The 24,421-nt window shown below is 41.9% G+C and carries 12 protein-coding genes and 3 pseudogenes; 8 read left to right on the top strand and 7 right to left on the bottom strand.

Annotation, left to right across the window (positions count from 1 at the left end; genetic code table 11):
- A pseudogene (locus tag FY557_RS01065) lies at positions 1-587 on the top strand (prolyl-tRNA synthetase); the annotation flags it as partial.
- Positions 588-640: 53 nt separating this feature from the next.
- Positions 641-2,020 (top strand): OmpP1/FadL family transporter, encoded by a 1,380-nt coding sequence (locus FY557_RS01060; protein ID WP_149245440.1) that lies wholly within the window; start codon positions 641-643, stop codon positions 2,018-2,020.
- A 212-nt stretch (positions 2,021-2,232) separates the two neighbouring features.
- On the opposite strand, the gene FY557_RS01055 is transcribed toward FY557_RS01060, so the two are convergent.
- Together FY557_RS01055 and FY557_RS01050 are read right to left on the bottom strand one after the other, a co-directional pair.
- Positions 2,233-2,958 (bottom strand): ZIP family metal transporter, encoded by a 726-nt coding sequence (locus FY557_RS01055; RefSeq protein WP_149245449.1) that lies wholly within the window; start codon positions 2,956-2,958, stop codon positions 2,233-2,235.
- Positions 2,958-3,704: pseudogene (locus FY557_RS01050) on the bottom strand (SAM-dependent methyltransferase); the annotation flags it as partial. The pseudogene FY557_RS01050 and the gene FY557_RS01055, both read right to left, overlap by 1 nt.
- A gap of 104 nt (positions 3,705-3,808) precedes the next feature.
- Here FY557_RS01050 and FY557_RS01045 point away from each other — a divergent pair.
- Positions 3,809-4,969, top strand: coding sequence for a class I SAM-dependent RNA methyltransferase (locus FY557_RS01045; RefSeq protein WP_149245438.1), 1,161 nt, complete (start codon positions 3,809-3,811; stop codon positions 4,967-4,969).
- Between the two features lie 57 nt (positions 4,970-5,026).
- Positions 5,027-5,167 (top strand): hypothetical protein, encoded by a 141-nt coding sequence (locus FY557_RS19995; protein WP_185151621.1) that lies wholly within the window; start codon positions 5,027-5,029, stop codon positions 5,165-5,167.
- A 260-nt stretch (positions 5,168-5,427) separates the two neighbouring features.
- Here FY557_RS19995 and FY557_RS20265 read toward each other — a convergent pair.
- A pseudogene (locus FY557_RS20265) lies at positions 5,428-5,722 on the bottom strand (GIY-YIG nuclease family protein).
- Between the two features lie 407 nt (positions 5,723-6,129).
- Here FY557_RS20265 and FY557_RS01035 point away from each other — a divergent pair.
- Entirely contained in the window at positions 6,130-7,134 is a 1,005-nt protein-coding gene (locus FY557_RS01035; protein WP_149245437.1) for a glycosyltransferase, read from the top strand.
- Between the two features lie 145 nt (positions 7,135-7,279).
- Here FY557_RS01035 and FY557_RS01030 read toward each other — a convergent pair whose 3' ends face one another.
- Positions 7,280-8,506 (bottom strand): aminotransferase class I/II-fold pyridoxal phosphate-dependent enzyme, encoded by a 1,227-nt coding sequence (locus FY557_RS01030; protein ID WP_149245436.1) that lies wholly within the window; start codon positions 8,504-8,506, stop codon positions 7,280-7,282.
- Between the two features lie 154 nt (positions 8,507-8,660).
- Here FY557_RS01030 and FY557_RS01025 point away from each other — a divergent pair, with 154 nt between their 5' ends.
- Positions 8,661-9,119 (top strand): Lrp/AsnC family transcriptional regulator, encoded by a 459-nt coding sequence (locus tag FY557_RS01025; RefSeq protein ID WP_149245435.1) that lies wholly within the window; start codon positions 8,661-8,663, stop codon positions 9,117-9,119.
- Between the two features lie 159 nt (positions 9,120-9,278).
- Here FY557_RS01025 and FY557_RS01020 read toward each other — a convergent pair whose 3' ends face one another.
- The 3 genes from FY557_RS01020 to FY557_RS01010 all read right to left on the bottom strand — a co-directional run bounded on the left by FY557_RS01020 (position 9,279) and on the right by FY557_RS01010 (position 14,937).
- Positions 9,279-10,310, bottom strand: a complete 1,032-nt coding sequence (locus FY557_RS01020) for a bestrophin family protein (protein ID WP_149245434.1) — start codon at positions 10,308-10,310, stop codon at positions 9,279-9,281.
- A 357-nt stretch (positions 10,311-10,667) separates the two neighbouring features.
- Complete coding sequence (locus FY557_RS01015) at positions 10,668-12,740, bottom strand: thiamine pyrophosphate-dependent enzyme (protein WP_149245433.1); 2,073 nt, start codon at positions 12,738-12,740, stop codon at positions 10,668-10,670.
- An 82-nt stretch (positions 12,741-12,822) separates the two neighbouring features.
- The gene (locus tag FY557_RS01010; RefSeq protein WP_149245432.1) at positions 12,823-14,937 is read right to left on the bottom strand and encodes a S8 family peptidase; all 2,115 of its coding nucleotides are present in this window, start codon (positions 14,935-14,937) and stop codon (positions 12,823-12,825) included.
- A 277-nt stretch (positions 14,938-15,214) separates the two neighbouring features.
- Here FY557_RS01010 and dnaE point away from each other — a divergent pair, with 277 nt between their 5' ends.
- Together dnaE and FY557_RS01000 are read left to right on the top strand one after the other, a co-directional pair.
- On the top strand, positions 15,215-19,894 hold the full coding sequence (gene dnaE, locus FY557_RS01005; RefSeq protein ID WP_149245431.1) for a DNA polymerase III subunit alpha: 4,680 nt from the start codon (positions 15,215-15,217) through the stop codon (positions 19,892-19,894).
- Positions 19,895-20,286: 392 nt separating this feature from the next.
- On the top strand, positions 20,287-24,150 hold the full coding sequence (locus FY557_RS01000; protein ID WP_149245430.1) for a fibronectin type III domain-containing protein: 3,864 nt from the start codon (positions 20,287-20,289) through the stop codon (positions 24,148-24,150).
- Positions 24,151-24,421: the final 271 nt, after the last annotated feature.

The raw sequence follows: 24,421 nt of genomic DNA, 5'->3' as shown, positions 1-24,421 counted from the left end.
GCTGGAATATGGGCTGGGGATATCCTTGGGGCGGCTGGTACGGCGCTTATAACCCATACTGGGGCTGGGGTTCTCCATACGGATGGGGTTATGGCGGCGGATACTGGGGCGGTGGCTACTATGCACCCAACTACAGAAGAAGCGGCGTCAACGGAAGAGGATTCAACAGCTACAACGGAAGTTTTGGCAATAAATATGGCGTAACATCCGGAGCAATGAGAAGAAGCAATACCAATACGGGAGGTTTCAGAAATTCAGGTTCCAATATGAATTACGGAGGATACCGGAGCAACAGCGGCGGTTTCAGACAAGGAAATACGGGTGGTGGTTTCAGAAACAGCCAGAACGGGATGAGACCGCAGGGTGGTTTCCGTAATCAGGGACAGCCAAGACCAAACTACAATTACCAGCAGCAATCCCAGCCGAGATATGAAGGCGGATTCAGAAATAACGGCGGCGGGTTCAATAATTCCAACAGCGGCGGCGGCTTCAGATCAGGAGGCGGTGGCTTCGGTGGAGGAAGCGGTGGCGGTGGCGGCTTCAGATCCGGCGGCGGCGGAGGCGGAGGCTTCCGAGGTGGCAGATAATTAAAAAGTAATAACTATTCAAAAAAATAATGTTAAAAAAATCTTTAGCAATAATGAGCATCTCTGCCGCATTTTTTGCGCAGGCTCAGGATGTTTCCATAATCAGGAATACTGCAGATGTTTATTCTAACACACCGAATATAGGTTCTGCTAAGTTTAATGCAATGGGCGGTTCCAACGGAGCCTTAGGAGGAGATGCCAATTCACTGCTTACTAACCCGGCAGGATTGGGAGTAGCTATTTCAGGAGAAATTTCAGGAACATTATCGGTTACCAATAACAAGAATACTTCCTCTTATGCAGGTTCCTCTTACGGATACAGCATCAACAAAGGTGATCTTGGGAATCTTGGAGCGGTAATGACTTTCCAGCTGATGACTGAAAGTGCATGGAAATTTATCAACATCGGGGTTAACTATTCCAACCAATCGGTTGAGAATTATGTAGAAACGCCGGGCAATAGCAATCTGGTATATGATTTTCCTGCCGGTGGCAGTTCATCATTAGGAAGGCATGCTTATGACCGTTACGGTTATCTATCTAAAACAAGCTTTGGGGTAGGAGCGAACTACAACAACAGCTTGTATCTGGGAGCCGGATTGAATTTCCTGAATTCTTCCATTGACCAGTCGGATACGGCAATTTTTAATTCCCTGGCAGACGGAAGTTCGGAATACTTCAGCAAGCAGAATACACCTTTTACTGAAAAAGCGAACGGTTTTTCCGCTTCATTAGGGGTAATCGGTAAACTTAACCCGAACTTTAGATTGGGAGCATCTTTGGAAACACCGACGTTCTGGAATATGGACCGGGGATATAATTATTACAACGATCCCATTACAGGAGACGATTTTGCCACTGAAAACAGAAAGCTCACTACTCCGATGAAAGCAACGGTAAGTGCTGCATTTATTGCGAATAAAAGTTTCGCCTTAAACGTTGATTATACATTAGGTCTGACAAAGCCTAAATATAAAGTGTATGGAGATGCCGAAACCGAAATGAACGATTTCTTTAAGGATAATTATAAAAATTTATCTGAATTGAAGATCGGTGCGGAATACAGGATTAAGCAATTCAGACTAAGGGGAGGGTATTCGTATGCTTCCAGTCCGTTTGATGCACTTACGGTCAGCAGATATAACAATGACGGAAGCATTACCGATAACCAATCGTACAACAATCTGATCTTAAATGACCGGAATGCTTTGTCATTCGGCTTAGGCTATGATTTCAGGTCTTTCTATATCGATGCATCGTTCCAGAACATCTCTTCAAAGTACAACAACCCGTTTTTATACGGGGTGGTGGACAGCAATTACGAGGCAGGGTATTATTCCCCGACCCGTCTGATTTCCAGTGATGCCTATGCGGTATCAGATGTAAAAAATATCAGAAATAACTTCTTCCTTACCTTCGGATGGAAATTCTGATCCAGAGATGTCATTAAAAAGTAAAATAAAAGGCTGTGAGCAATTTGCTTACAGCCTTTTTTATATTTTATAATTTACTCAATTAATAATACTTGATTATTCTCAATGATTTATCAAAGTAAAAAATTAGTCTGATATGCCAGACCCCTGATGATATAAACAATGAAAATATGCATTATCCAGCTTTCCCATTCCAGCGTTATCAAATTAAATTAATGATGATGTCCGGATGGATGACTGTGAAACAGATGCATCACCAATGCCAGGGAAACCCCTAAAATAACAAGTCCGATTTTCATCCAGTCAATATTGTGGTTTTTATTGCTTTCAAAAATAATTACTGACGAAATATGAAGGAAAATACCGCCGACAATCGCCAGGAAATAAGGCTGCAGGTCGGGATTGAAATAGTTTCCCAACAGCATTCCCATTGGTGAAGCCAACGCAAATAAGGCAACAATCAGCATTGAAGGATAAGAAGGAGCTGATTTTGCTTCGTGTTTTCTGTTAAATAAAAAAGCACCCAGAATAAATGAAATCGGAAGGTTATGAAAAACAATTCCCAAAAGATAAGGTGAAAAATCATGCTCTTCGTTTGCCAAAGGGATCCCTTCAATAAAAGCATGGACGAAAAGTCCTACCATTAAAGCAACCGGCAGAATATTATGTTCGCTGTGATGATGAAAGTGGCCGTGCTCAAAACCTTTGGTCAGCGCCTCAAGAACCATCTGCAACAGGACACCACCAATTACAAAAATTCCGAGGCTTCGGCCTGCTTCGGCAGTGTAGACCTGGGGAAAGACTTCGTTCAGGCAGATCGTAATCAGAAAGCCGGCACTCAGGATGAGTAAATTTTTTGCCAGTTTTTCTTTTTTACCGAAATGCTTTCCCAAAAATACCCCTGCCATTACACTGGCGATCAGTAAAGTTACGGTAATCATGATTTTTTTCTGAATAGATTAATGCAACGGGTTGATGTTTCTTTATTAAATTCATTGAGCTGATAATCGCCCCAGATTTTTATTCTCTCAAAACCGCATTCCGTAGCATAAGAGTTAATGGCTTCCAGCGTATGCAGCTTTACCTTTTCAAAAAAATGGAAAGGCTTTCCGTCCGCTTCGAACCGGATATCCTTTACAATATGCCGTCCTTCGATCTTTTTCAGGATCTTAAATTCGATATCGCTGCGGGTAACGGTAGATTCCGGGATCATGCTTTTCCGTACATACTCTTCATTCAGATAATCGAGTACAAAGTAACCGCCGGGCTTCAGTACATTGTATACCGACCGGAAAACTTTTTTATCGTCGTTTTCATTATCAAAATATCCGAAACTGGTGAAAAGATTGAAGACCGCATCCATCGGATCGGCATTGATTGGGTTCCTCATGTCATGAACATCAAACAGCAGCGTCTGGTTTTCAAACTGCTTGTCGAATTCAATGCTTTGCCTTGAAAGATCAAGTCCCAAAACATCATAGCCGAGCTTATTAAGGAAAACGGAATGCCGCCCTTTACCGCATGCCAGATCGATAATCCTGGAATCCGGGGGAAGCTGAAGATCTTCCGTAAGTTTCGTAATGAAGTTTTCCGCTTCCGTATAGTCTCTGTTGCTGTACAGCAAATGATAATAAGGGGTATCAAACCAAGATTCAAACCATTCCATGCTGCAAAAATAGTGTTTTTTGGCCGACTGTCCATAGCGGTTAACCTATGGTTTTTACAGCCTGCAGTGATTTCTCTTACCGGTAAGCTGATAACCAACAACTAAAATCGTATTTTTGCATCATGAATACAGAAAATATACAGATCCAGATAAAAACATTCTTCGGATTGGAACAGATTCTTGCGGAAGAGATTAAAAAACTGGGCGGGCGAAAGGTTGAGGTGAAAAACCGTGCCGTGAACTGTGAGGGCGATTTAGGCTTTTTATATAAAATCAATTATTCTGCCCGTACGGCACTGAAAATCCTGGTGCCTATCCATGAGTTTAAAGCTTTCAATCAGCATCAGTTTTACGACCGTCTTTTCAAATTCAACTGGGAAGAATTTATGGATGTGGACCAGTCGTTTGCCATTGATTCGACGGTGAATTCCGAAACGTTCAATCACTCGCAATTTGTGACCTTAAAGATGAAAGATGCGATTGTGGATTATTTTCAGGACAAATTCAAAAGACGCCCGAATGTAGAAACCCGGAACCCGGATATTAAGTTCCACCTTCACATCGATCGTGAACTGGTTACCATTTCCCTGGATTCCTCTGGTGATCCTTTGTTTAAAAGGGGATACCGAAGGGAGCAGGGTGAGGCACCGATCAACGAAGTACTGGCAAGCGGAATGCTGCAGCTCGCCGGTTGGGACGGGAAAGGAAACTTCCTGGACCCGATGTGCGGCTCCGGAACCCTTCTTATCGAAGCGGCGATGATTGCCCTGGACCTGCCGTCACAGATTTTCAGAACAGGGTTTGCGTTCCAGAACTGGAAAAATTATGATGCCGACCTTTTTAAAAAAATTAAGGAATTCAGGATCAACCGGGTGAAAGAATTTACCGGAAAGATCGTCGGTTATGATATCGACGCCAGAATGCTGAATGCCGCAAGAATAAATATTGAAGCCGCTGAAATGGAAGATGTGATCGAAGTGAAAAAGCAAAACTTCTTCGATTCCAAAAAAGAACTCTTTCCTCTGCTGATGGTCTTCAATCCGCCTTACGACGAGCGGATTTCCATTAATGACGATGATTTCTACAAAAAAATAGGGGATACCTTCAAAACCCATTATCCGAATACTTTGGCCTGGCTGATTTCTTCCGATCTGGAAGCCGTCAAAAAGATCGGTCTCCGCCCGTCAAGAAAGATTAAGCTTTTCAACGGGAAGCTGGAAACCCGGTTTTTACAGTATGAAATGTATGAAGGCACGAAGAAAGTGCATAAGCTTGAAAATTAATTGATATATAACCTTTCGCATTGCGGAAGGTTTTTTATTTTTGTGAAAACTTACATCATGAATTGGAATTTTCTTGATATTTTTGATATTCTTATAGATCTTTTGGACCTGCTGGGAAATGCATCAGCCTCTTCAAAGAAAAAAGACCATCCCAAAACATCGGTAAAAGAAAAAACAAAATATCCTATTGAAAAATAATTGTCGTGTTGTTACTTTCTTCGTTTTTGGAGTTCCCATTGACTGCTGGATTATAATATTAATGCTATGTCATCCTGAAGCTCTCGAAGGATTTTGATACGTCGCCAGTAAAGGCTTCGAAAGCTTCAGCCTGACAGTACTCATGTACATTTTGATTGAATTAAAATGGTTGTTTTTGTTCATTCAACAGAACATATTTCAAGTTAGTATTAACGTTGTGTCATCCTGAGGCTCTCGAAGGATTTTTTCAGACCCTATCATTATGTATTTGGTTTTCTTCTTTTTGATAAGTTAGGAAGTTTTTCCCATTCCTCATTTATGATGGCCTCTTTCTTCTTTCTGCTCCATCCTTTTACCTGCTTTTAAAAGGCAATGGCCTGGTTTACGTCATTAAATTCTGTATGAAAACCAATTCAACAGGTCTTTTTGAATAAGTGTATGAATCAGGATTGATACTTTCTGTATGATATTGCATTCTCTTTTCAAATCATTGGTAACACCGGTATAATAGGAATTATCAGAACATTTGAGAATGTAGACAAAGTATTTTTTCATATTGTATTTTAGTTAAAGATATAAATTTTGCTTAAAGGCTTCGAGAACTTCAGCCTGACAGTACGTATGTGTATTCTTGTTTGAGTTGAAATGATAGTTTCTTTCAACAGATATAATTCGGATAGTATTAGCGTTGTGTCATCCTGAGGGTTCTCGAAGGATTTTCATACACCGTTAGTAAAGGCTTCTAGAGCCTCAGCCTGACAGTGCGCATATTCATTTGGTTTGAAGTATGTTTAGCCTAAATCAGGATAACAGGTATTAGTTCACAATTTGATTAACAGCTGTGGCATAAATTTCACTAATTTACGTGCTGAATACGATCTGAAGAAATTTTCAGTTTATAAATTATCATAAATGCTTTGCGCATTCCTCCGTGAATAAGTAATTTTGAAAAATTTTCAGATTTGAATCCTACCATTTCCATCGTTGTTGCTATTTTTAACCGCCGAGACGAACTTTTTGAACTCCTGAATTCCCTTACAGCACAGACTGATAAAGCCTTTGAAATCATTATTGTAGACGATGGTTCGATGATTGATCTGAAACCGACAATTGAAAATTTTGCAGGTTTTTTAAAAATTAAATATTTTAGGAAAGACAATTCCGGACCGGGATTGTCAAGGAATTACGGTGCCCGGAGAGCCGAAAACGAATGGCTGGTTTTTGTGGACAGCGATGTGATCGTGGAAAAGGATTATGTTGAAAATATTAAAAAGGATATTCTGGAAATTCCCTGTGATGCCTTTGGCGGTGCCGATAAAGCACATAAGGGATTCAACCTGATGCAGAAAGCGATTTCCTATTCCATGACCTCAGTTTTTACAACCGGCGGAATCCGTGGCAGTAAAAAAGCCGTTTCAAAATTTCAGCCGAGAAGCTTCAATATGGGTGTGAATAAGGAAGTATTTGAAAAAGTAGGCGGCTTTTCGGAAATGCGCATCGGCGAGGATCCGGATTTATCCATGACGCTTTGGGAAAACGGTTTTAAGACGGCATTCTTCGATAATATTGCTGTGTATCACAAACGCAGGGTAGATTTCGGAAAATTTTCAAAGCAGGTGTATCAGTTCGGCTGTGCCCGGCCGATCCTCAACCAGCGCCATCCGGATTATGTGAAAATTTCTTTTGCCTTTCCTACTTTGTTTCTGATTGGCTACATCATGGGGTTTATGGAGTATTTCATTCTGGGAAAAGGCGTTATCCTGGCTTTTTACGGATTATATACTTTTATGGTGCTGTTCCATGCTTTATGGGTTACCAAAAACATTAGCATTACTGGCATGGCTGTCATTGCTACTTACATTCAGATGTTTTCCTACGGTTACGGCTTTCTTAAATCCTGGGTATTGTTAAATATTTTCAGGATGAAACCCGAAGAAGCCTTCCCCAGCCACTTTCATAAAAATTAACTGGTCATTTCTTAGATAAACTTAATAGGCTTCTATGAGTGAATGGCTGTGTGATCCTCAAAGGCTTTTAATAGTAAAAAAAATTTAGTGCTATACGTGTTCAAAAAGTAAAAGCTGTTGGATTAACAACAGCTTTCTACAATAATTAGGATATGGAGATGGTCTCATGGTTGAGAACGCCTGTTTTCAGCATGCATTCCCTCATCTTTTCGTAAGTTCGTTCGATGTCATGATCCAGCCCGATTGAAAACCGGATCAGCCCATCGGAAATTCCCATCGCTGCCCGTTCTTCTTCAGGGATTTCTGAAGAAGTAGAGCTTCCGGAGCAGGAGAATAAAGTTTTATAAAAGCCCAGGCTTACAGCAAGGTAGCCCAGGTTTTCCTGCTGCATCAGTTCCATCAGTTCGTTGGCCTTATCAGTGGTTCCTGCATCTAAAGTGAGTAAACCGCCGAATCCGTACTCTTCGTGCATCATACTTTTCATCAGTTCATGGTTTTTATGGGATTTCAGGCCTGGATAAACCACCCGTAAACCATCTTCTTCAAATCTTTTGGCCAGGTACATCGCATTGTAGCTGTGTTGCTTCATCCTGATATGAAGCGTTCTAAGGTTTTTCAGGATGCTTGCTGAGCGGAAACTGTCCATCGTAGGCCCCAGCAGCATACAGGCACCGCTGTTAACGTTTTTGGTATCATTAATAAATTCCTGGGTCCCGCAATAAACACCGCCGACTGTATCGCTGCTGCCGTTAATGAATTTTGTGAGTGAATGAATAACGATATCTGCACCCAATAGGGTAGGAGAAACCGAAAGCGGTGAGAACGTATTGTCTACAATCAGCTTCAAACCGTACTTTTTACAGATCTCGGAAAGCCTTTTCAGGTCAGCAACTTCCAGAAGTGGATTGCTTACGCTTTCGCAATATATAATTTTTGTCTTTTCGTTGATGGAATTTTCGACAGATTCAAAATTGCTGATGTCTACAAAGGTTGTGCTGATATTGAAAGATGGCAGAAAATTTTTCAGGAACGCGTAGGTTCCACCGTAAATTGTCCTGCTCGAAATAATATGATCGCCGCTTTTGCAGACCTGCATCAGTACGGAGGTGATGGCGCCCATCCCTGAAGCCGTTACATTGGCTGCTTCGGTATTTTCAAGCTTTGCCAATGCCTGGGAAAGGTACAGGTTCATCGGAGACGAATGCCGGGAGTACAGATAACATCCTTCTGCATTTCCTTCAAACGTGTCAAACATGGTTTTGGCAGACAGGAAAGTATACGTTGAGCTATCTGAAATCGAAGGATTTACTCCTCCGAACTCACCAAAATACTGTAAATCCTGAATTTCGTTAGCCGCATTAAAGTCTTTCATATCGTCCTATATTTTATGCTGTAAATATGATCAACCTCGCTACGAATTACAACATAATTTTAAAATAATGGAATATAAATCTATTAATATTTAAATTAGCAGACAAAAAGTTTGTTATATTTGAATAAAGTAAACTTTTAACAAAAATTTATCTATGAATTTTGACGAGACGGATAAAAAACTGATGCTTTTTTTACAGGAAGATGCCAAGCAGACCACTAAAGAACTGGCTTACAAGCTTGGATTATCGGTTACGGCAGTTTATGAACGCATCCGGAAAATGGAAAACACCGGGGTAATTTCCAAATATGTAGCGCTGCTGAGCCGTCAGAAGATTAACCGGAATTTTATTGTCCTCTGCCACATTAAACTGGCACAGCATAAAAAAGAATATGTTCTCCAGTTTGAAAAGGAAGTCATGAACCTGCAGGAAGTCACCGAATGTTTCCACGTAAGCGGAGACTATGATTACATTTTGAAAATAGGGGTGAAAGATATGGAAGATTACCGGAATTTCATGCTCTCAAAACTTACGGCGTTACAGCATATTGCGAGTACCCACAGTTCATTTATGATTTCTGAAATAAAAAATACAACGGCAATTGTCCTGTGATTTTAATTTTCCAGGGATTTACACAGATTTTTACGGATGTTTGCTCATATTCTGTATGGGCTAAAACTTTTATTTAATTAAACTTCATTTGTCCATGCCTTAGGCATCCAAACACAGTATTGGAGAATTGTCTGAAGATTTACATCAGATTCTTTAGTTTTAAACCAAGACCCCATTCTTGGACGCAATGGGATCCGGCAGGTCGGTTTCCCCGGTCATTTGCAGAAGGTCGATCTCAATGGTCCGGCAGATCGAAAGCATCGGAATATCGAACATCAGTCCTTCAAAGGGGTTTTCGGAATAATCACCCACCAATTCCATAATGATATAGATCCAGCCGATGGTAATACAAAATGGGATGGATACCCAGATTCCCCAATCTCCCAACTTGGCAAATTCACTTACCAGACCTAAAGGAAGCAGCATGATGAAAATGATATTAAAGACAAAAGCCGTACTGGCAAACTGTCTTGGTAAAGGAAATTTTTTAATTCTTTCGGCCTGTCCCTGCAGGGTGTAAAATTCATTAAGACAATCCTGAAGCTGCTTCTGATTGAAATCTGAAATAACGTTCATATTTTTAAGTTCATTCACATCTTTAGACTGCTGCGCAATCAGGTAAGTCGCAAAATTCTTGTAATGGGACTGTAGGTTTACTTCTTCTTCAGATAAATATTTGTTAAGAAAAATGGGGGTTCTGCCGTAATCAGGAAATCCTGCTTTAATAAGCCTGTTTCGTTTGTGGTCGATATTTTTAAACTGATCCTCTTCTACTTTAATATGTTCCCACTCGGTAGGAATAAGAAGCTGTTCGCGCAGTTGATATAACCATGCGATATGTCGGCAGATAATTTTTTTCCTTCGGTCTTCCAGATCAAATTTCCCTATTTCTTCATTATCGGTATGAAATGCATAGACCATTGATCCGAGCATTCTGCTGGAATTAACAATTCCGCCCCATATTTTTCTTGCTTCCCACAATCGGTCATAGGCCTGGTTGTTTTTAAAACCTACTAAAAAAGCTTCCGCTGTACCGATCAGTGCTACGGGAACCCACGGGATGATCATCCAGTCCCAATGGAAAAAGTGGAAAAGGACAGCAATCAATGTACACCAAATGGAAATCAGAATGACATGAAATCCGGATAAATTGAAAATCTGCTTGTAGTTGACGTATTTGGTTGTAATCATAAGCGGTGCAAACTAATTGAAGTCAGCGAAACAATAAGCAAAATAGATACCATATTTTTGTGGTAGATGCAAAGTTATAGATTGATTTTGTATCTAATGTGAACCCGAAATGGAAATCGGATTAATAGGCTGGAAGAAGGAAGCTGGAAGCTGGAAGTTTTTTGCAGCAGTACTATCTAAAGTATTAATTAACTCATTTGTTGCTTATACGTTATATTACTGATCCCAAAATAGAAATCATATCAACGGGCCGGAAGTTTTCCTGTGAACATTGTGACCAAGGATCCTTTTAAATATAATTAAGCAGGATACAAAAAAACCTCCGGATTTCCGGAGGTTGATTATTTTTGATCTGAATTAATAGTTCAGCATTTCTTCTATTTTTGCGCTTAGTTTTTCTGCATTCGGCAGCATTTCCTTTTCCAGCACCAGGTTGATAGGTACTGCCGGAACATCCAGCGATCCCATAGTTTCCACCGGAGCGTCCAGGTAGCGGAAGCAGTTCTTTGAAATCCGGTGTGCAAAAGCTTCCGCAAAGGAATTGTTCAGCTGTTCTTCCGTTAGGACGATGCATTTCCCGTGAGCTTTTACTCTTTCAAAAACCAGCTCTTCATCAAGAGGAATTAAAGTTCTCAGGTCAATTACCTCAACTCTTCCATTGAAGTTTTTCACCGCTTCTTTTGCCCAGTATACTCCCATTCCGTATGTTACGACCAATAAAGTTCTTCCTTTTTCGGTTTCATCTTTATCTGCTTCGACGATTACTTTTCCTTTTCCGAAAGGCAAAATATAATCTTCTGCCGGCTCAATGGTTTTGGCATCTTCAGTTCCCGGAACTTTGCTCCAATATAAGCCTTTATGTTCCAGCATAATCACCGGGTTCGGGTCATAATAAGCCGCTTTCAGTAAGCCCTTGAAATCTGCTGCATTGCTCGGATAGGCAATTTTAATCCCTTTGATGTTGGCTAAGATACTTTCCACACTTCCGCTGTGGTAAGGTCCGCCGCCGCCGTAAGCTCCAATCGGAACACGGATGATATTGCTCACCGGGAATTTCCCCTGACTTAAATAACTTGATTTTGAAATTTCCGTAATCAGCTGGTTGATGCCCGGATAAATATAATCGGCAAACTGTACTTCTACGATAGGTTTTAATCCAACGGCACTCATTCCCGTAGTTGAACCAATGATATAAGCTTCCTGGATCGCGGTATTGAATACCCTCTTGCTTCCGAATTTCTTTCCTAAGGTTACCGTTTCCCGGAAAACCCCGCCGATTCTTTCTCCGACATCCTGTCCGTACAGCAACGCTTCCGGATGCTTCCACATCAGTTCCTGGATAGCATGAATGGCTGCATCCACCATTACGATCTTTTCTCCGCCTTGAGGTTCGCGGGTACCTGTTTCTTCAGTAACCGGTGTCGGTGCGAAAACGTGCTGCATTACCGTTTCAGGCTTCGGATCTTCTGCTCTTTGTGCCCTTTCAAAAGCTTCTTCCGCTTGCAGGCGGGCTTTTTTCGTAATCTGCTTTAATAATTCTTCGTCAACACCCGATTCAATCAGGTGGTTTCTGAGGATTTCTCCCGGATCTTTCGCCCTGTGTTTGGTCAGGTCTTCTTCATCCCTATAGAACTCCCGTCTTACCCCTGAAGTATGGTGACCGATCAATACGGTCTTGGCACATACGACCAGTGGTTTTCTTTCAGTCCGTACAAAATCCACCGCTTTTTTCATCACCTCGAAACTTTCAATAAAGTCGGTTCCATCCACTCTCATTCTGCTTAATCCCGTAAAGCCGGCTACAAATTCATAGGCGTCGCAGGTTCTCGCCTCATCTTTGGTTACGGAAATTCCCCATTCATTATCCTGTACCAGGAAAATAATCGGAAGCTGGTGCAGAGCCGAAAACTGAAGTGCTTCACTCACTTCGCCTTCCGTTACCGAATTATCACCCAGGCTGCAGACCACTACCGGATTGTTCTCAAACTGTTGCAGATTGAAATCCTGGATATATTTGATTCCCTGGGCAACACCCGCAGTAGGAATCGTCTGCATTCCCGTTGCGGAACTCTGATGGATGATTTTCGGCTTATCTTCATCCCGGCTGGATGGGTGGGAATAATACGATCTCCCTCCCGAAAAAGGGTCATCCGCTTTGGCCAATAGCTGCAGCATCAGTTGGTAAGGCTCAAAACCGATTCCCAAAAGAATGCTTTCGTCTCTGTAATAAGGAGATACCCAGTCTTCTTTTTTCAATTGGTAGGCGGTTGCCAACTGAATGGCTTCATGCCCCCTTGAGGTACTGTGCACATATTTGGTAACATTTCTGTTTTCTTCATAAATGTCTGCCATGGCCCTGGCAAGCATCATGTGGTTGTAAGCCTTTAGCAGAATATCCTGAGAAACTTTTTCGTGAAGTGTATTTTCCATAGAAGGCAAAGATAAACAAAAAAATAAAACACTAACAACTGTTAGTGTTTTATGAATTATAATACTGTAAAAGCTTAATTTTCTACTCTTTAATCACTTTTTTAGAAATGATATCGTTGCCGGTTCTTACTTCGACAATGTATACTCCTTTAACGTAAGAAGACAAATCAATGCTTTCTTCATTTCCTTTTACCGTACCGGCCTGAAGCTTTTTACCGGACAGGTCATAAACACTAAATGCAGATCGGGCAGGAGCCTTCAATACCTTTACATAATCTTTGGTAACGGTCGGGGCAATGATCATTCCGTTGTCTTTCACTACATCGCCGGTTCCTAAAACTGATTGCTGCGTTAAGCCCGTTACCATGATCGAATAATTCTGAGGCGCAGGGTTTCCTGAGTCATCCACCAGGGTTCCTTTATTGCCGATTTCAATCCGGTATACTCTTCCCGCCACTGGAGTATCAAGCACCACCTGCTCTACATTATCTACGGTATTGTCGGCTTTTGTCGCTGGAGTCATCGGGCTTGTCGCATTAAGCTTCCATGGATAGTATATCGTATTATTGGTGGTATCGATAATCCTTACATCCAGATCGTTGATTAGTTTTGATGTTCTGTTGTTATAAACATCAGAAACAAACTGGTAATTAGGCGTGTATTGAGGATCGGTCCAGCTTACGGTCACCTTTAAAGGCTCACTTCCGGTAGCGGTAATGATTTTGTTGTTTTTAACTCCACTGATGAGTGTATCATTGATATTAAAAAGCACGGTATTATTCGCTTTACCAACCAATAATTCCGCTCCTTTTTTCGCATTGATGAATCCCCATCCGAACCATGGATCCGGACCTACATTCCCTGCTTCGGATGCCGAATGAACGGTGAGTACTTTTGCAGAAGCGGCATTGAGTAAAGCGTTATTAAAGAGTTGCTTGTAAATCTGAGTCCAAAGTCCGATGATTCCTGTAACTACCGGTGCTGAAAAGGAAGTTCCGCTTCCCTGTGCCCAGGCATTGCTTCCCGTAGCGGAACTGGCAGCATAAAGGACATTGGTTCCTACCGTAGAGATATCAGGTTTTATACCGCCGTCATCTCTTGGTCCCGCACTGCTGTAATCTGAATGTACGGCATCAGCAGCATTTGTATAGCGAAAATTATTTGAAGTAATGATATCGGTAGCTCCTACTACAATAATGTTTTTTGCCAAAGATCCGGGGCCGATACAGTCGTAGCCAAGTGAGCAGTTATTGGCCGGAAGCGTATCGCTGGAGCTGAATGGTACCTGTCCGCTTGAAGTCTTATAATATTTGGGAACCGTGGAACTGCTTCCATTAGGACCCATTCCGAAAGAATTCCCGGCAGATTTTACAATAATGAAAGAAGGATTGGTGTAGACCAACGCATCGTAATTGTAGTCATTGGCATCATAGGTTCCCTGAAAATCATAAAATGAGCCGCCGCTTTTGGAACCGTTGTAGGTATAGGAGGAAATATTTCCGCCAGTATCGTAATTTTCATCCCATCCCGCATTAATTCCGTAAGAATGGTTTGAAATATTGGGCTGGGCCGCCTGTATTTTCTGATAAACATTACTGGCAGAATTATCTCCCGGTAGGGTAGTGGTATCGAACATATAACTGTCCATCGTAGCATTTATGGTAACACCTTTAGCATTTCCTACTGAAGCACCGCTGCCATTGGATAAAGTGACACTTTTGCCCCCGACAAAACTTCCGACTCCCGTGGAGTGATCGGAATAGCTTTGCGAACTGTCTTCCTTGTTCGTAACCCTTCCTGGGGTGTTGCTGAATGCCGTATGGGATTCGTAGATCCGCCCGCCGTCAAAGATAGTAAACTTAATGTTTTCTCCGTTGAATGACCCTGCAAGACCCGAAACATTGCCTGCCGTATTCAGCTGGTCCGAGTTGGAATTCATCAGCTGGCGGGTATCCTGTTCCTGAAGGAAATAAGGAACATCGAAATGAAAGCCGCCCAGTCTTGATTTTAATGAATCTATTTTTTGCTTTGTTGTACTATCCGGATTTTTACCGTACACCCTTTCAGCATAAGCGTCAAACTTTTTTTCATTTTCTACTTTCTGCTTTTCAAATTCCCTTTTTAGGTAATCATTGCCTTTTTGTGCATAGATGGAGAGGCAGAACAAAGTACCTGCCAGGATTAGATGTTTTTTCATACCGTTAGCGATTTTGTAAATATCTGATAACAAATTTAGGTAAGAATCAGAATTATCGATAATAAATGGGGTTTTTGACCACTGATCTTAATTAAATTTTAATTAATCTTAATAATTTCTTTATTAGTTTAAACGCAATTTTCCAACACGTTCTGATTATTTTAACTTATCCTTAAAATGAAGATAATGAGACTTCTAAAAACAAATGAATTTTTGGCTAACCTCAAAAAATGAAGTAACTTTACATTCTCTTTTTAAATAAAAGCTGAAATAGTACATGTATTTAGTTTTTGACACAGAAACCACAGGGTTACCAAAGAATTTCAACGCTCCGCTTTCAGATTCAGACAACTGGCCAAGAATGGTCCAGATCGCTTGGCAGTTGCATGATGATAACGGAACATTAATTGAGAATCAGGATTATATTATAAAACCGGAAGGGTATGATATTCCCTTTAACGCGGCAAGAATCCACGGGATCACAACCAAAATTGCCAACGAAGAAGGACGTGACCTGGAAGAAATCCTGCACGAGTTTTCCAAAGTGCTGGAAAGGGTAAGGGTCGTTTCCGGACACAATGTCGAGTTTGATTACAACATCGTTGGTGCTGAATTTTACAGGAAAAATATAAAAGACAACCTTCAGGAAAAAGCCAAGGCTGACACGATGGTTTTGGGAACTGATTTCTGCCAGTTGGGCGGCGGAAGAGGTGGAAGATATAAATCTCCGAAATTGGAGGAGCTTTATGAAAAGCTGTACGGGCATAAATTTGATGAAGCCCATAACGCGGCAGCCGATGTAAATGCTACGGCGCAGGTCTTCTTTGAAATGATGAGGATCGGGATTATTCCTGCTGAAGTCCTTAAGGTTTCCGAAGACCAGCTTGCCTATTTCAAAACGCTGCATCCGGATCCGATTAAGCCGTTCAATATCGTTATCAGAAGGCAGGTTGCGGATTTCAACAATAAGAAGAAACAGCAGGATTTCGGAAATATTGATGAGATTGATCTCGGAAAATATTTCAATTTCAACAACCACAGCGTTTTTTCTACGCTTACAGCCACGTCGAGCATTAATGATTTAATTAAAAAAGCAACAGAAGACAATTTCCCGGCCGTCGGTATGGTGGACCTGGGAAATATGATGGGGGCTTTCAAATTTGTTTCGGCGGTGGAAGGTGCAAACAGTGACCGTTCAAAAAAACATAAGGAATATTTAGCCAAAAAGCAGGAAGCGGAAGAAAGCGGAACAGAATTCAACGAGCCGGAGCCGGTTTTGGAACCACTGATTCCTGTCGTTGGCTGTGAATTCTATATTTCAGACCGGTACGAGCAGAAGCAGTTTACCAAAGATGATCCCGACCGAAGGACCCAGGTTGTCCTGCTGGCAAAGGATTTTAACGGATATAAAAATTTAGCGAAGCTTTCCAGTATCGGTTTCCTGAAAGGATTCTACTTTGGTGTGCCGAGGATAAGCCGTGACCTGATCGCGCAATATAAGGAAGGGGTGATTGCCCTGACTTCCGGGATTCACGGGGATATTCCTGATGCTATTCTGAATACCGGTGAGCAGAAAGGGGAGGAACTTTTCAGGTGGTGGAAAGATACCTTCGGGGATGATTTCTACGTGCAGCTCCAAAACCACAAACTTCCCGAGGAAGAGCATTTGAATGATGTATTGCTGCATTTTGCCGATAAATACAACGTAAAGATTTTAGCCCAGAACGAAACATTTTATACCAATAAAGACGATTCGAATATTCAGGACATCGTCAGTTGCATTAAAGACGGTGAAAAGCTGTCGACTCCTGTGGGTAAAGGCTTCGGGAAGAGAAGAGGTCTTGCGACGGAAGAATATTACATTAAAAATTCGGATGAGATCAAGGAAGCTTTTCTTGCTTATCCCGATGCCTTCGATACATACGAAGAATTTTTTGCAAAGTTCAAGCCTTATACCTTAAAGCGTGACGTTCTGCTTCCGAAATTCGATATTCCGCAGGAATTTATTCATCCCGAAGATGATGTTGACGGTGGGAAACGCGGAGAGATGGCATATCTTACGTACCTGACATACGAAGGGGCAAAGCGAAGATATGAAAATACAGGAGGAATTACCGATGAAATCAGGGAGCGTCTCGACTTTGAGCTGGAAGTTATTGCCAACACGGGATATCCCGGCTACTTCCTGATCGTACAGGATTTCTGTAACGAAGCCCGGAAGATGGGGGTTTGGGTAGGACCCGGACGTGGTTCCGCAGCAGGTTCTGCCGTAGCTTACTGCATCGGGATTACCAATGTAGATCCGATTAAATACGATCTCCTTTTTGAGCGATTCCTGAACCCGGAAAGGGTTTCCATGCCGGATATCGATATCGATTTCGATGATGAAGGACGTGATAAGATTATCAAATGGGTAATCGACAAATACGGACAGAATCAGGTAGCGCAGATCATTACCTATTCTGTTCTCGGTGGTAAATCGGCCATTAAGGATGCCGGAAGGGTATTGGACCTTCCGATTCCCGATACCAACAATATTGCCAAGCTGATTCCTTCCGTTCCCGGGATGAATATTGCAAAGGCTTTGTCCAAATACGATAAATTAAGACCGGAGGACCAGATGCTCGTGGATGAGATGCGGCTGGTACTGGACAGTTCTTCAGATCCGCGGCACAGTGTGCTTGCCAGCGCGAAAAAGATGGAAGGGTGTATCCGGAATACCGGGATCCACGCCTGCGGGGTAATCATCACGCCTGAAGATGTGAGTAATCTGGTACCGGTAACCATTGCGGCGAAAGACGCCGATATTTTGGTTTCACAGTTCGACAACTCGGTAGCGGAAAGTGCCGGGCTCCTGAAAATGGACTTTCTGGGGCTGAGGACACTTACGATTATTAAAGATGCTTTGAAGCTGGTAAAAGAAAGGCACGGCGTAGATATCGATCCGGATGAAATTCCTCTGGATGATACCAGAACCTATCAGCTGTTTAAGGAAGGAAGAACCATCGGAATTTTCCAATATGAAAGTCCGGGAATGCAAAAATACATGAGGGAGCTGAAGCCTACGGTTTTTGCCGACCTTATTGCCATGAACGCTTTGTACCGTCCGGGTCCGATTAAATACATTCCGAATTTCATCAACAGGAAACACGGCATTGAAGAAATTGTCTACGATTTACCGGAAACCGAAGAATATTTAAAAGAAACTTACGGAATTACAGTATACCAGGAGCAGGTAATGCTGCTTTCCCAGAAACTGGCCAACTTTACAAAGGGTGAAGCCGATACGCTGAGAAAAGCGATGGGTAAAAAACAGATCGACGTTCTGAATAAAATGTATCCCAAATTTATAGAGGGCGGAAGAAAGAACAATCTGGATGAAACGCGTTTGGAAAAAATCTGGAATGACTGGAAAGCCTTTGCCGAATATGCGTTCAATAAATCCCACTCGACCTGTTATGCGTTCGTTGCTTATCAGACGGCTTTCCTGAAAGCCAATTACCCGGCAGAATACATGGCCAGTGTGATGAGCAATAACATCAACAATACCGAATCGATTACCATGTTCATGGAAGACTGTAAAAGTATGGGGGTGGATGTTTTGGGACCCGATGTGAACGAATCGCAGTATAAATTTTCGGTAAACGAAAAAGGGCAGATCCGTTTTGGGCTCGGGGCTATCAAAGGAATCGGGGAGGGGCCGAGTGAAGCCATTACGAGGGAAAGAAAGAATGGGAGATTCAAAAATATTTATGATTTCTTCGAAAGGATTTTACCTTCGCAGATGAACAAGAGGGTAGCGGAAAGTTTGGTACTGGCCGGCGCTTTTGATGAACTGGATGTTTTCCACCGCGGTCAGTATTTTGATATTGATATGGCCGGAAAGACTAATCTGGAACGTCTGATCCGTTACGGGCAGAGTTTTCAGGAAAGCAAAAACGAAATGGAATTTTCCCTTTTTGCCGATTTTGCTGATGAAGTCCAGATCGAACAGCCTAAACTTGCGCCATGTCCGGAATGGCCGAATATGCACAAGCTGAACAAAGAAAAAGAAACCATTGGCTTCTACCTGTCTGCGCATCCGCTGGATGAATTTAAATTTCAGTTCCAGTTTATGCAGGGGCAGCTTTCCAAAAAGGCAGTCCTGGAAAAAGAGGAAGAGGTAAAGCTGGTGGTGGATGAGGTGCCGGTTCTTGAACAGGAAGCTCCTGAAAACGTTGCCGATCTGGTCGAGATCGTTTCCGATGAGCTGCTTACGGGCGAGGAGGAAATCATAGAAGAAGTGACCAAAAAAGCTGAACCGAAAGGGGTTTTCCATTTCCTGAATCTTGACGAGGTAGATGCCTATAAAGAGCAGGCTTTCGCCAACAAGCAGGAAGAGCTGTTTGAGGAAAAGAAAAAAGACTGGAAAACTTTACAGAAGGAAAGGGAAAACGGCGGTGCCGGAAAAGAATATACAGTGGCCGGACTTATTACAGAATATCGCGTGCAGGACGGTTTCAGGAGCGGTGAAAAAGTCGCTTTTGTAACGCTGGAAGATTATTCGGGATCCTATTCTTTCCGTTTGGGCGACCGTGATTATATGAAGCTGAAAGAAAAGCTGGAAGTTCAGCGCTTTGTGATCTTTAAGATCAAATTTGCCCAGGTGAAGGATGGCCGGGTTTTCGTGAATGTAAATGAAGTCATCGAGCTTCAGGAAGCTTTTGAGCGTTTTGCAAAAAGTATCTCGCTCGTAATGGATGTGATGGATTTCCGTCCGGAAGACCTCCAGTTTTTCAGAAAGGTGCTGGAAAAAAACCAGGGAAGCCAGAAGCTGAAATTTTACATTAAAAACGTAGAGGAAGATTCTGCGGCTGAGCATCTCGAAGTGCAGTCGATGAAACACTCGGTCAATCTGAGCGGTGAACTGATTAAGGAAATTCAGCTGCTGAATAAGTACGAATTTTATCTGAACTAAAATTGATCAATACTTTTTAAAAAGCTGTCTCAACCCTGAGGCAGCTTTTTTAATTCGTTTACTTAAAAAATTGCAGATATAATTTTGCTGTAGGTTTTCACACTAGTTCTTCTGTTTCATTTAAAATTTAACGAATTTATTATAAAAACATTATTATGTTAAACTTATAGCATTATTTATTTCATTAAAAATGTAATTTTTTATAAAATATTAATAATGAATAATTTATGTATTCGTTTTCAATTGAAGCTTACATAATAGAAATAAATATTTGTTTGATTTTATTAATTTTTTTAACGTATTATTTGATAATGTAATATTTTTTTATAATATTTTAACTTTAATCGTAAGTTTATTTATATATTAGCAACCCTAATTTAATTTGCTTATTAATGAAAAAACTTTTACTGGCGTGCGTGCTTGCCTTCGGTGTGTCGACATCCGCTCAGGTAGGGCCACCACAAGCTACAAATCCCAATACCAATAACGGGTACGGATTTACACAGACAAGCGGAACCTATATGCCGCTGTCCTCCAACAGAACGGTCTGGCAGGCCGGAGCAACTCTTGGAACCGATGCGGTTTCCGCAGCTATTAATTTACCGTCGGTTTTTAAATTCAACGGCAGATCGTATAACAGTGTATATCTCAGCAACAATGGTTTTGTAACGTTTGGATCTCCGCCACTGGCGGCTACATACACTGGGCTTTCCACGGATACCACAGCGCCTTACGAAGGAGCATTTGCCGGTTTTGCCGCGAATTTGAAAAATGCAAATACAACGACTTCGGAGATTGCTTATGAGACGATAGGTTCCAAGTTTATTGTACAGTTTACGGATCTGCAGGGAAGTTCTGCATCCGCTGCACAACTTCTTAATTTCCAGATTCAGTTTGATATGGTTTCCAACAGCGTTAGTATCGTCTATGGAAACTGTGTTTCCGGTTCGGCCACACTGGACGGACAGGTAGGAATCAGGGGAGCTGAAAGTTCCGATACCAACAACAGGACAGGTATTGACTGGACAGCTACGGCTATAGGAACAGGTTCATCATCTGCCGTTACATTGGGAATTACCAATGCGGCTACGGTTCCGGCGTCCGGCCTTACTTTTAATTATTTTCCAGGCACCTGGATCACGCCGCCTACGAGTTATGCATCTCTTCCTTTTACGGAAACTTTCAGCAGCTGGGTAAACGGAAATTCAACAGGTGACCTTCCGGGTATAGCCTACTGGAGAACCTGGCCTTCAAGAGGAGATAACTCATGGAGGGCGAGTGATATCAATGCTGGTGGTTTTTCAAGTTCGTCAGGATGGACCGGTGTACTTGGAACTGCTACTGTTGCTGCGCCGGGTATAGCACCTACTGCAAGATTCCATTCCTATAATACAATTAATGCTTCCGGATATATGGACCTATATATCAATCTTTCTACAGGTACGGGAACGAGGCAGCTAAGCTATGATTACCAGAATACATCAGGAACAGATGTCCTTAAAATCATGGTTTCTACCGATGGTGGAATTACTTTTAATCAGGTAGGAACCACTCAGGGGATTTCTGCATCATGGACTACAAAATATGTTGATCTTAATGCCAGCAGTCCGACAGCTATCGTAAGATTTATGGCAACAGGGGATAACGGGAGTAATGATATTTATGTAGATAACGTAAATATTACAAATGTAAGCTGTATGCTTCCGGATACCGTGACTGCCGGAACAACCACGGCTACAACTGTGCCTGTCAGCTGGACAATGACCAATCCTGCTCCGGCATTCGATATTTATTACAGCACAACCAATACTGCTCCTACAGGTACAACAATACCAAATGTGATAGGTACAACAGGTTTAAGCTATACCTTAACGAATCTGACGCCGAACACCACTTATTATCTTTGGGTGAGATCGCGTTGTTCGTCTTCCGATCAGAGTCTGTGGGTTCCAGGATCTTCTTTTGTGACAAAGACATTCTGCCCGACGGTCTCTGCTCCTGCTTCTTCGGCTACAGGAGTTTCCTTGACACCTACCTTTACCTGGGCTGCCAATTCTGATGCTACAGGTTACAGAGTGACAGTCGGTACTACCAGCGGAGGAACGGATGTTCTAAATAGTTTTGATGTAGGTAATGTACTTACTTATACATTGCCGAATGCGCTGGCTTATAATACAAAATACTATTATACCGTAAATTCCTATAATGCTACTCAGGCTTCTACAGGATGTTCGGAAAGAACTTTTACAACACTTTCCATCTGCCCTGTTTTATCTGCGCCGGCCGCATCTGCTGTAGAAGTATCCTTAAACCCAACCTTTACATGGACGGCTTCTGCATCTACTGCCGTTACCGGCTACAAACTGAGAATAGGAACAACTCCCGGTGGAAATGATGTACTGAACAATATTGATGTGGGTAACGTTACTACATATACTTTACCTGTTGCTCTTACAAATAGTACTCTGTATTATTGGTCAGTAGGTGCTTATACGGCTACCCAAAATTCTTTAAACTGTACCGAGAGAAGCTTTACAACAGTTTGTTCGGCAATATCTGCATTCTCAGAAAATTTCGACGGTGTTGCTACAAGCAGCTGGCCGCCTTGTTGGGGGAAAGTAGGAACAGCCGGTACAGTAAGTATAATGGCAAGTACAGCAATATCCGGCCCGAACGCATTAAGTATGCTTTCTTCATCCGCTACCTCTCTTGCAGTTGTGAAAATGCGTCCGGTAAGTACGCTCTCTACAGGAAACTACAGATTAAGATTCAAAGCAAGATCATCCTCTACGGTTGGTGGAAAAATTGAAGTAGGATATCTTACCGACCCTGCAACGGCTTCCACTTTTGTGAGTCTTGCCACTTATACTACAACAAGTATTACGGTTCCGGATACCTTTATTCTGAGTAATATAAATGTCCCTGCAGGAAATCAGGTATTGGCCTTCAGACATACCGGTTCTCCTTCAAATGCTGTATTGATTGATGACGTAAATTATGAAGTAATACCAACCTGTCTTGAGGCCAGTGGCTTAACGGCTTCATCACCTACGCCTTCAGGAGCCAGTCTTGCATGGACTGCTCCATCATCTGCTCCGGCAAATGGATATGAGATTTATTACAGTACATCAAGTACCGATCCTGCTGCAAACGTTGTTCTGAACTCAACCAATTCCACTACTTCTGCTGCGACATCAAAAGTTTTAGCGGGTCTGTTACCCTCAACGACTTATTATGTATGGGTAAGATCCGTATGTATTGGTACGGACAGAAGTTTATGGTCAGCCAGCGCTTCATTTGCGACACTTTGTCAGCCACCTGCAATTCTTTCAACAAACGGAGCTACCGTTTGTCCGGGAAGCACGGCTACCCTTAATGCTACAGCTTCTTCCGGAGCTGCCATCAACTGGTACGACAGCGCGACAGGTGGAAATCTTCTGGCAACAGGAGGTTCTTATACCACTCCGGCTCTTACAGCAACAACCACTTATTATGTTGGTGCAAGAACAGATGCGGATTCTAGTGTCGGTCCTGTTTCTCCTGCTGCTCATGGAGGAACTATCGGAGCTCAGACTATTGCGTGGGGAGTGTATTATACCACTACGGCAACTGCTACATTAAAGTCGGTAGATATCTTCCCTGTTACAAGCGGCCAGACCGGTTCCATTAAAATTGTAAGCGGATCTCAGTCGGGCGGTGCGGGTACTGCAATAGCCACTATCCCGTTCACAACCAATGTAAGTGGCGGCGCAACCGCACAAACCATTGCTATTGATGTGGAATTGCCTGCGGGAAGCTATACCTTATATCCTACACTTCCTTCTTCAGGCTTGTCCAGAAATATTTCAGGAGCAACGTATCCTTATATTTCTTCGGTTGCCAATATTACAGGTAATGGGTTTGATCCTGCTTATTATATGTGCTTTTACAACTTTAAATTCAATACAGGTTGTCAATCAGCAAGGCAGGCAGTTGTGGCCACGGCAGATGGGTCAGCTTGTCTGGGAACTTCCGATGTTACCAAAAGCAGCGAGAATATTAAGGTGTATCCAAACCCATTCTCCGACATTCTGAACATTTCCGATATTATCAACGTGAAAAATGTCCTGGTAACGGATGTTGCGGGAAGACTGGTAAAAACCATAGCCAATCCTTCTTCAGTGCTTCATCTGGGAGAATTGAAACAGGGAATGTATCTGATAACCCTGGAAATGAAAGACGGTTCCAAACAAACGATTAAAACCATCAAAAAATAATTTTCCAATAGATTATTTTAATAATCGAAATAGCGGCAATTTTGCCGCTATTTTTTTTGACTTAATTTTTCACCATATAGTTATTATACTCTGTAAATCAATAATTTGTGACAAATATATAACTGTTTAATTCACAATATATTACAATATAAATTTAATTATTATATATTCATTAATATGTGACAAATATTGAATTATATTTAAAATAAAAGCTTAATAAATAATTAAAATTCACTTTTATATATTTATTTATGATTTTTGTTTAAAAAAT

This window comes from Chryseobacterium sp. SN22 (genome assembly GCF_008329705.1).
Classification (GTDB): domain Bacteria; phylum Bacteroidota; class Bacteroidia; order Flavobacteriales; family Weeksellaceae; genus Chryseobacterium.
This window is presented reverse-complemented; position numbering and strand designations above follow the sequence as displayed.

Coding starts and splice junctions, on each gene's coding strand:
- FY557_RS01045 (WP_149245438.1), top strand. CDS start 3,809: ATGAATACAGAAAATATACAGATCCAGATAAAAACATTCTTCGGATTG.
- FY557_RS01020 (WP_149245434.1), bottom strand. CDS start 10,310: ATGATTACAACCAAATACGTCAACTACAAGCAGATTTTCAATTTATCC.
- FY557_RS01015 (WP_149245433.1), bottom strand. CDS start 12,740: ATGGAAAATACACTTCACGAAAAAGTTTCTCAGGATATTCTGCTAAAG.
- FY557_RS01025 (WP_149245435.1), top strand. CDS start 8,661: ATGAATTTTGACGAGACGGATAAAAAACTGATGCTTTTTTTACAGGAA.
- FY557_RS19995 (WP_185151621.1), top strand. CDS start 5,027: ATGAATTGGAATTTTCTTGATATTTTTGATATTCTTATAGATCTTTTG.
- dnaE (WP_149245431.1), top strand. CDS start 15,215: ATGTATTTAGTTTTTGACACAGAAACCACAGGGTTACCAAAGAATTTC.
- FY557_RS01060 (WP_149245440.1), top strand. CDS start 641: ATGAGCATCTCTGCCGCATTTTTTGCGCAGGCTCAGGATGTTTCCATA.
- FY557_RS01000 (WP_149245430.1), top strand. CDS start 20,287: ATGAAAAAACTTTTACTGGCGTGCGTGCTTGCCTTCGGTGTGTCGACA.
- FY557_RS01010 (WP_149245432.1), bottom strand. CDS start 14,937: ATGAAAAAACATCTAATCCTGGCAGGTACTTTGTTCTGCCTCTCCATC.
- FY557_RS01030 (WP_149245436.1), bottom strand. CDS start 8,506: ATGAAAGACTTTAATGCGGCTAACGAAATTCAGGATTTACAGTATTTT.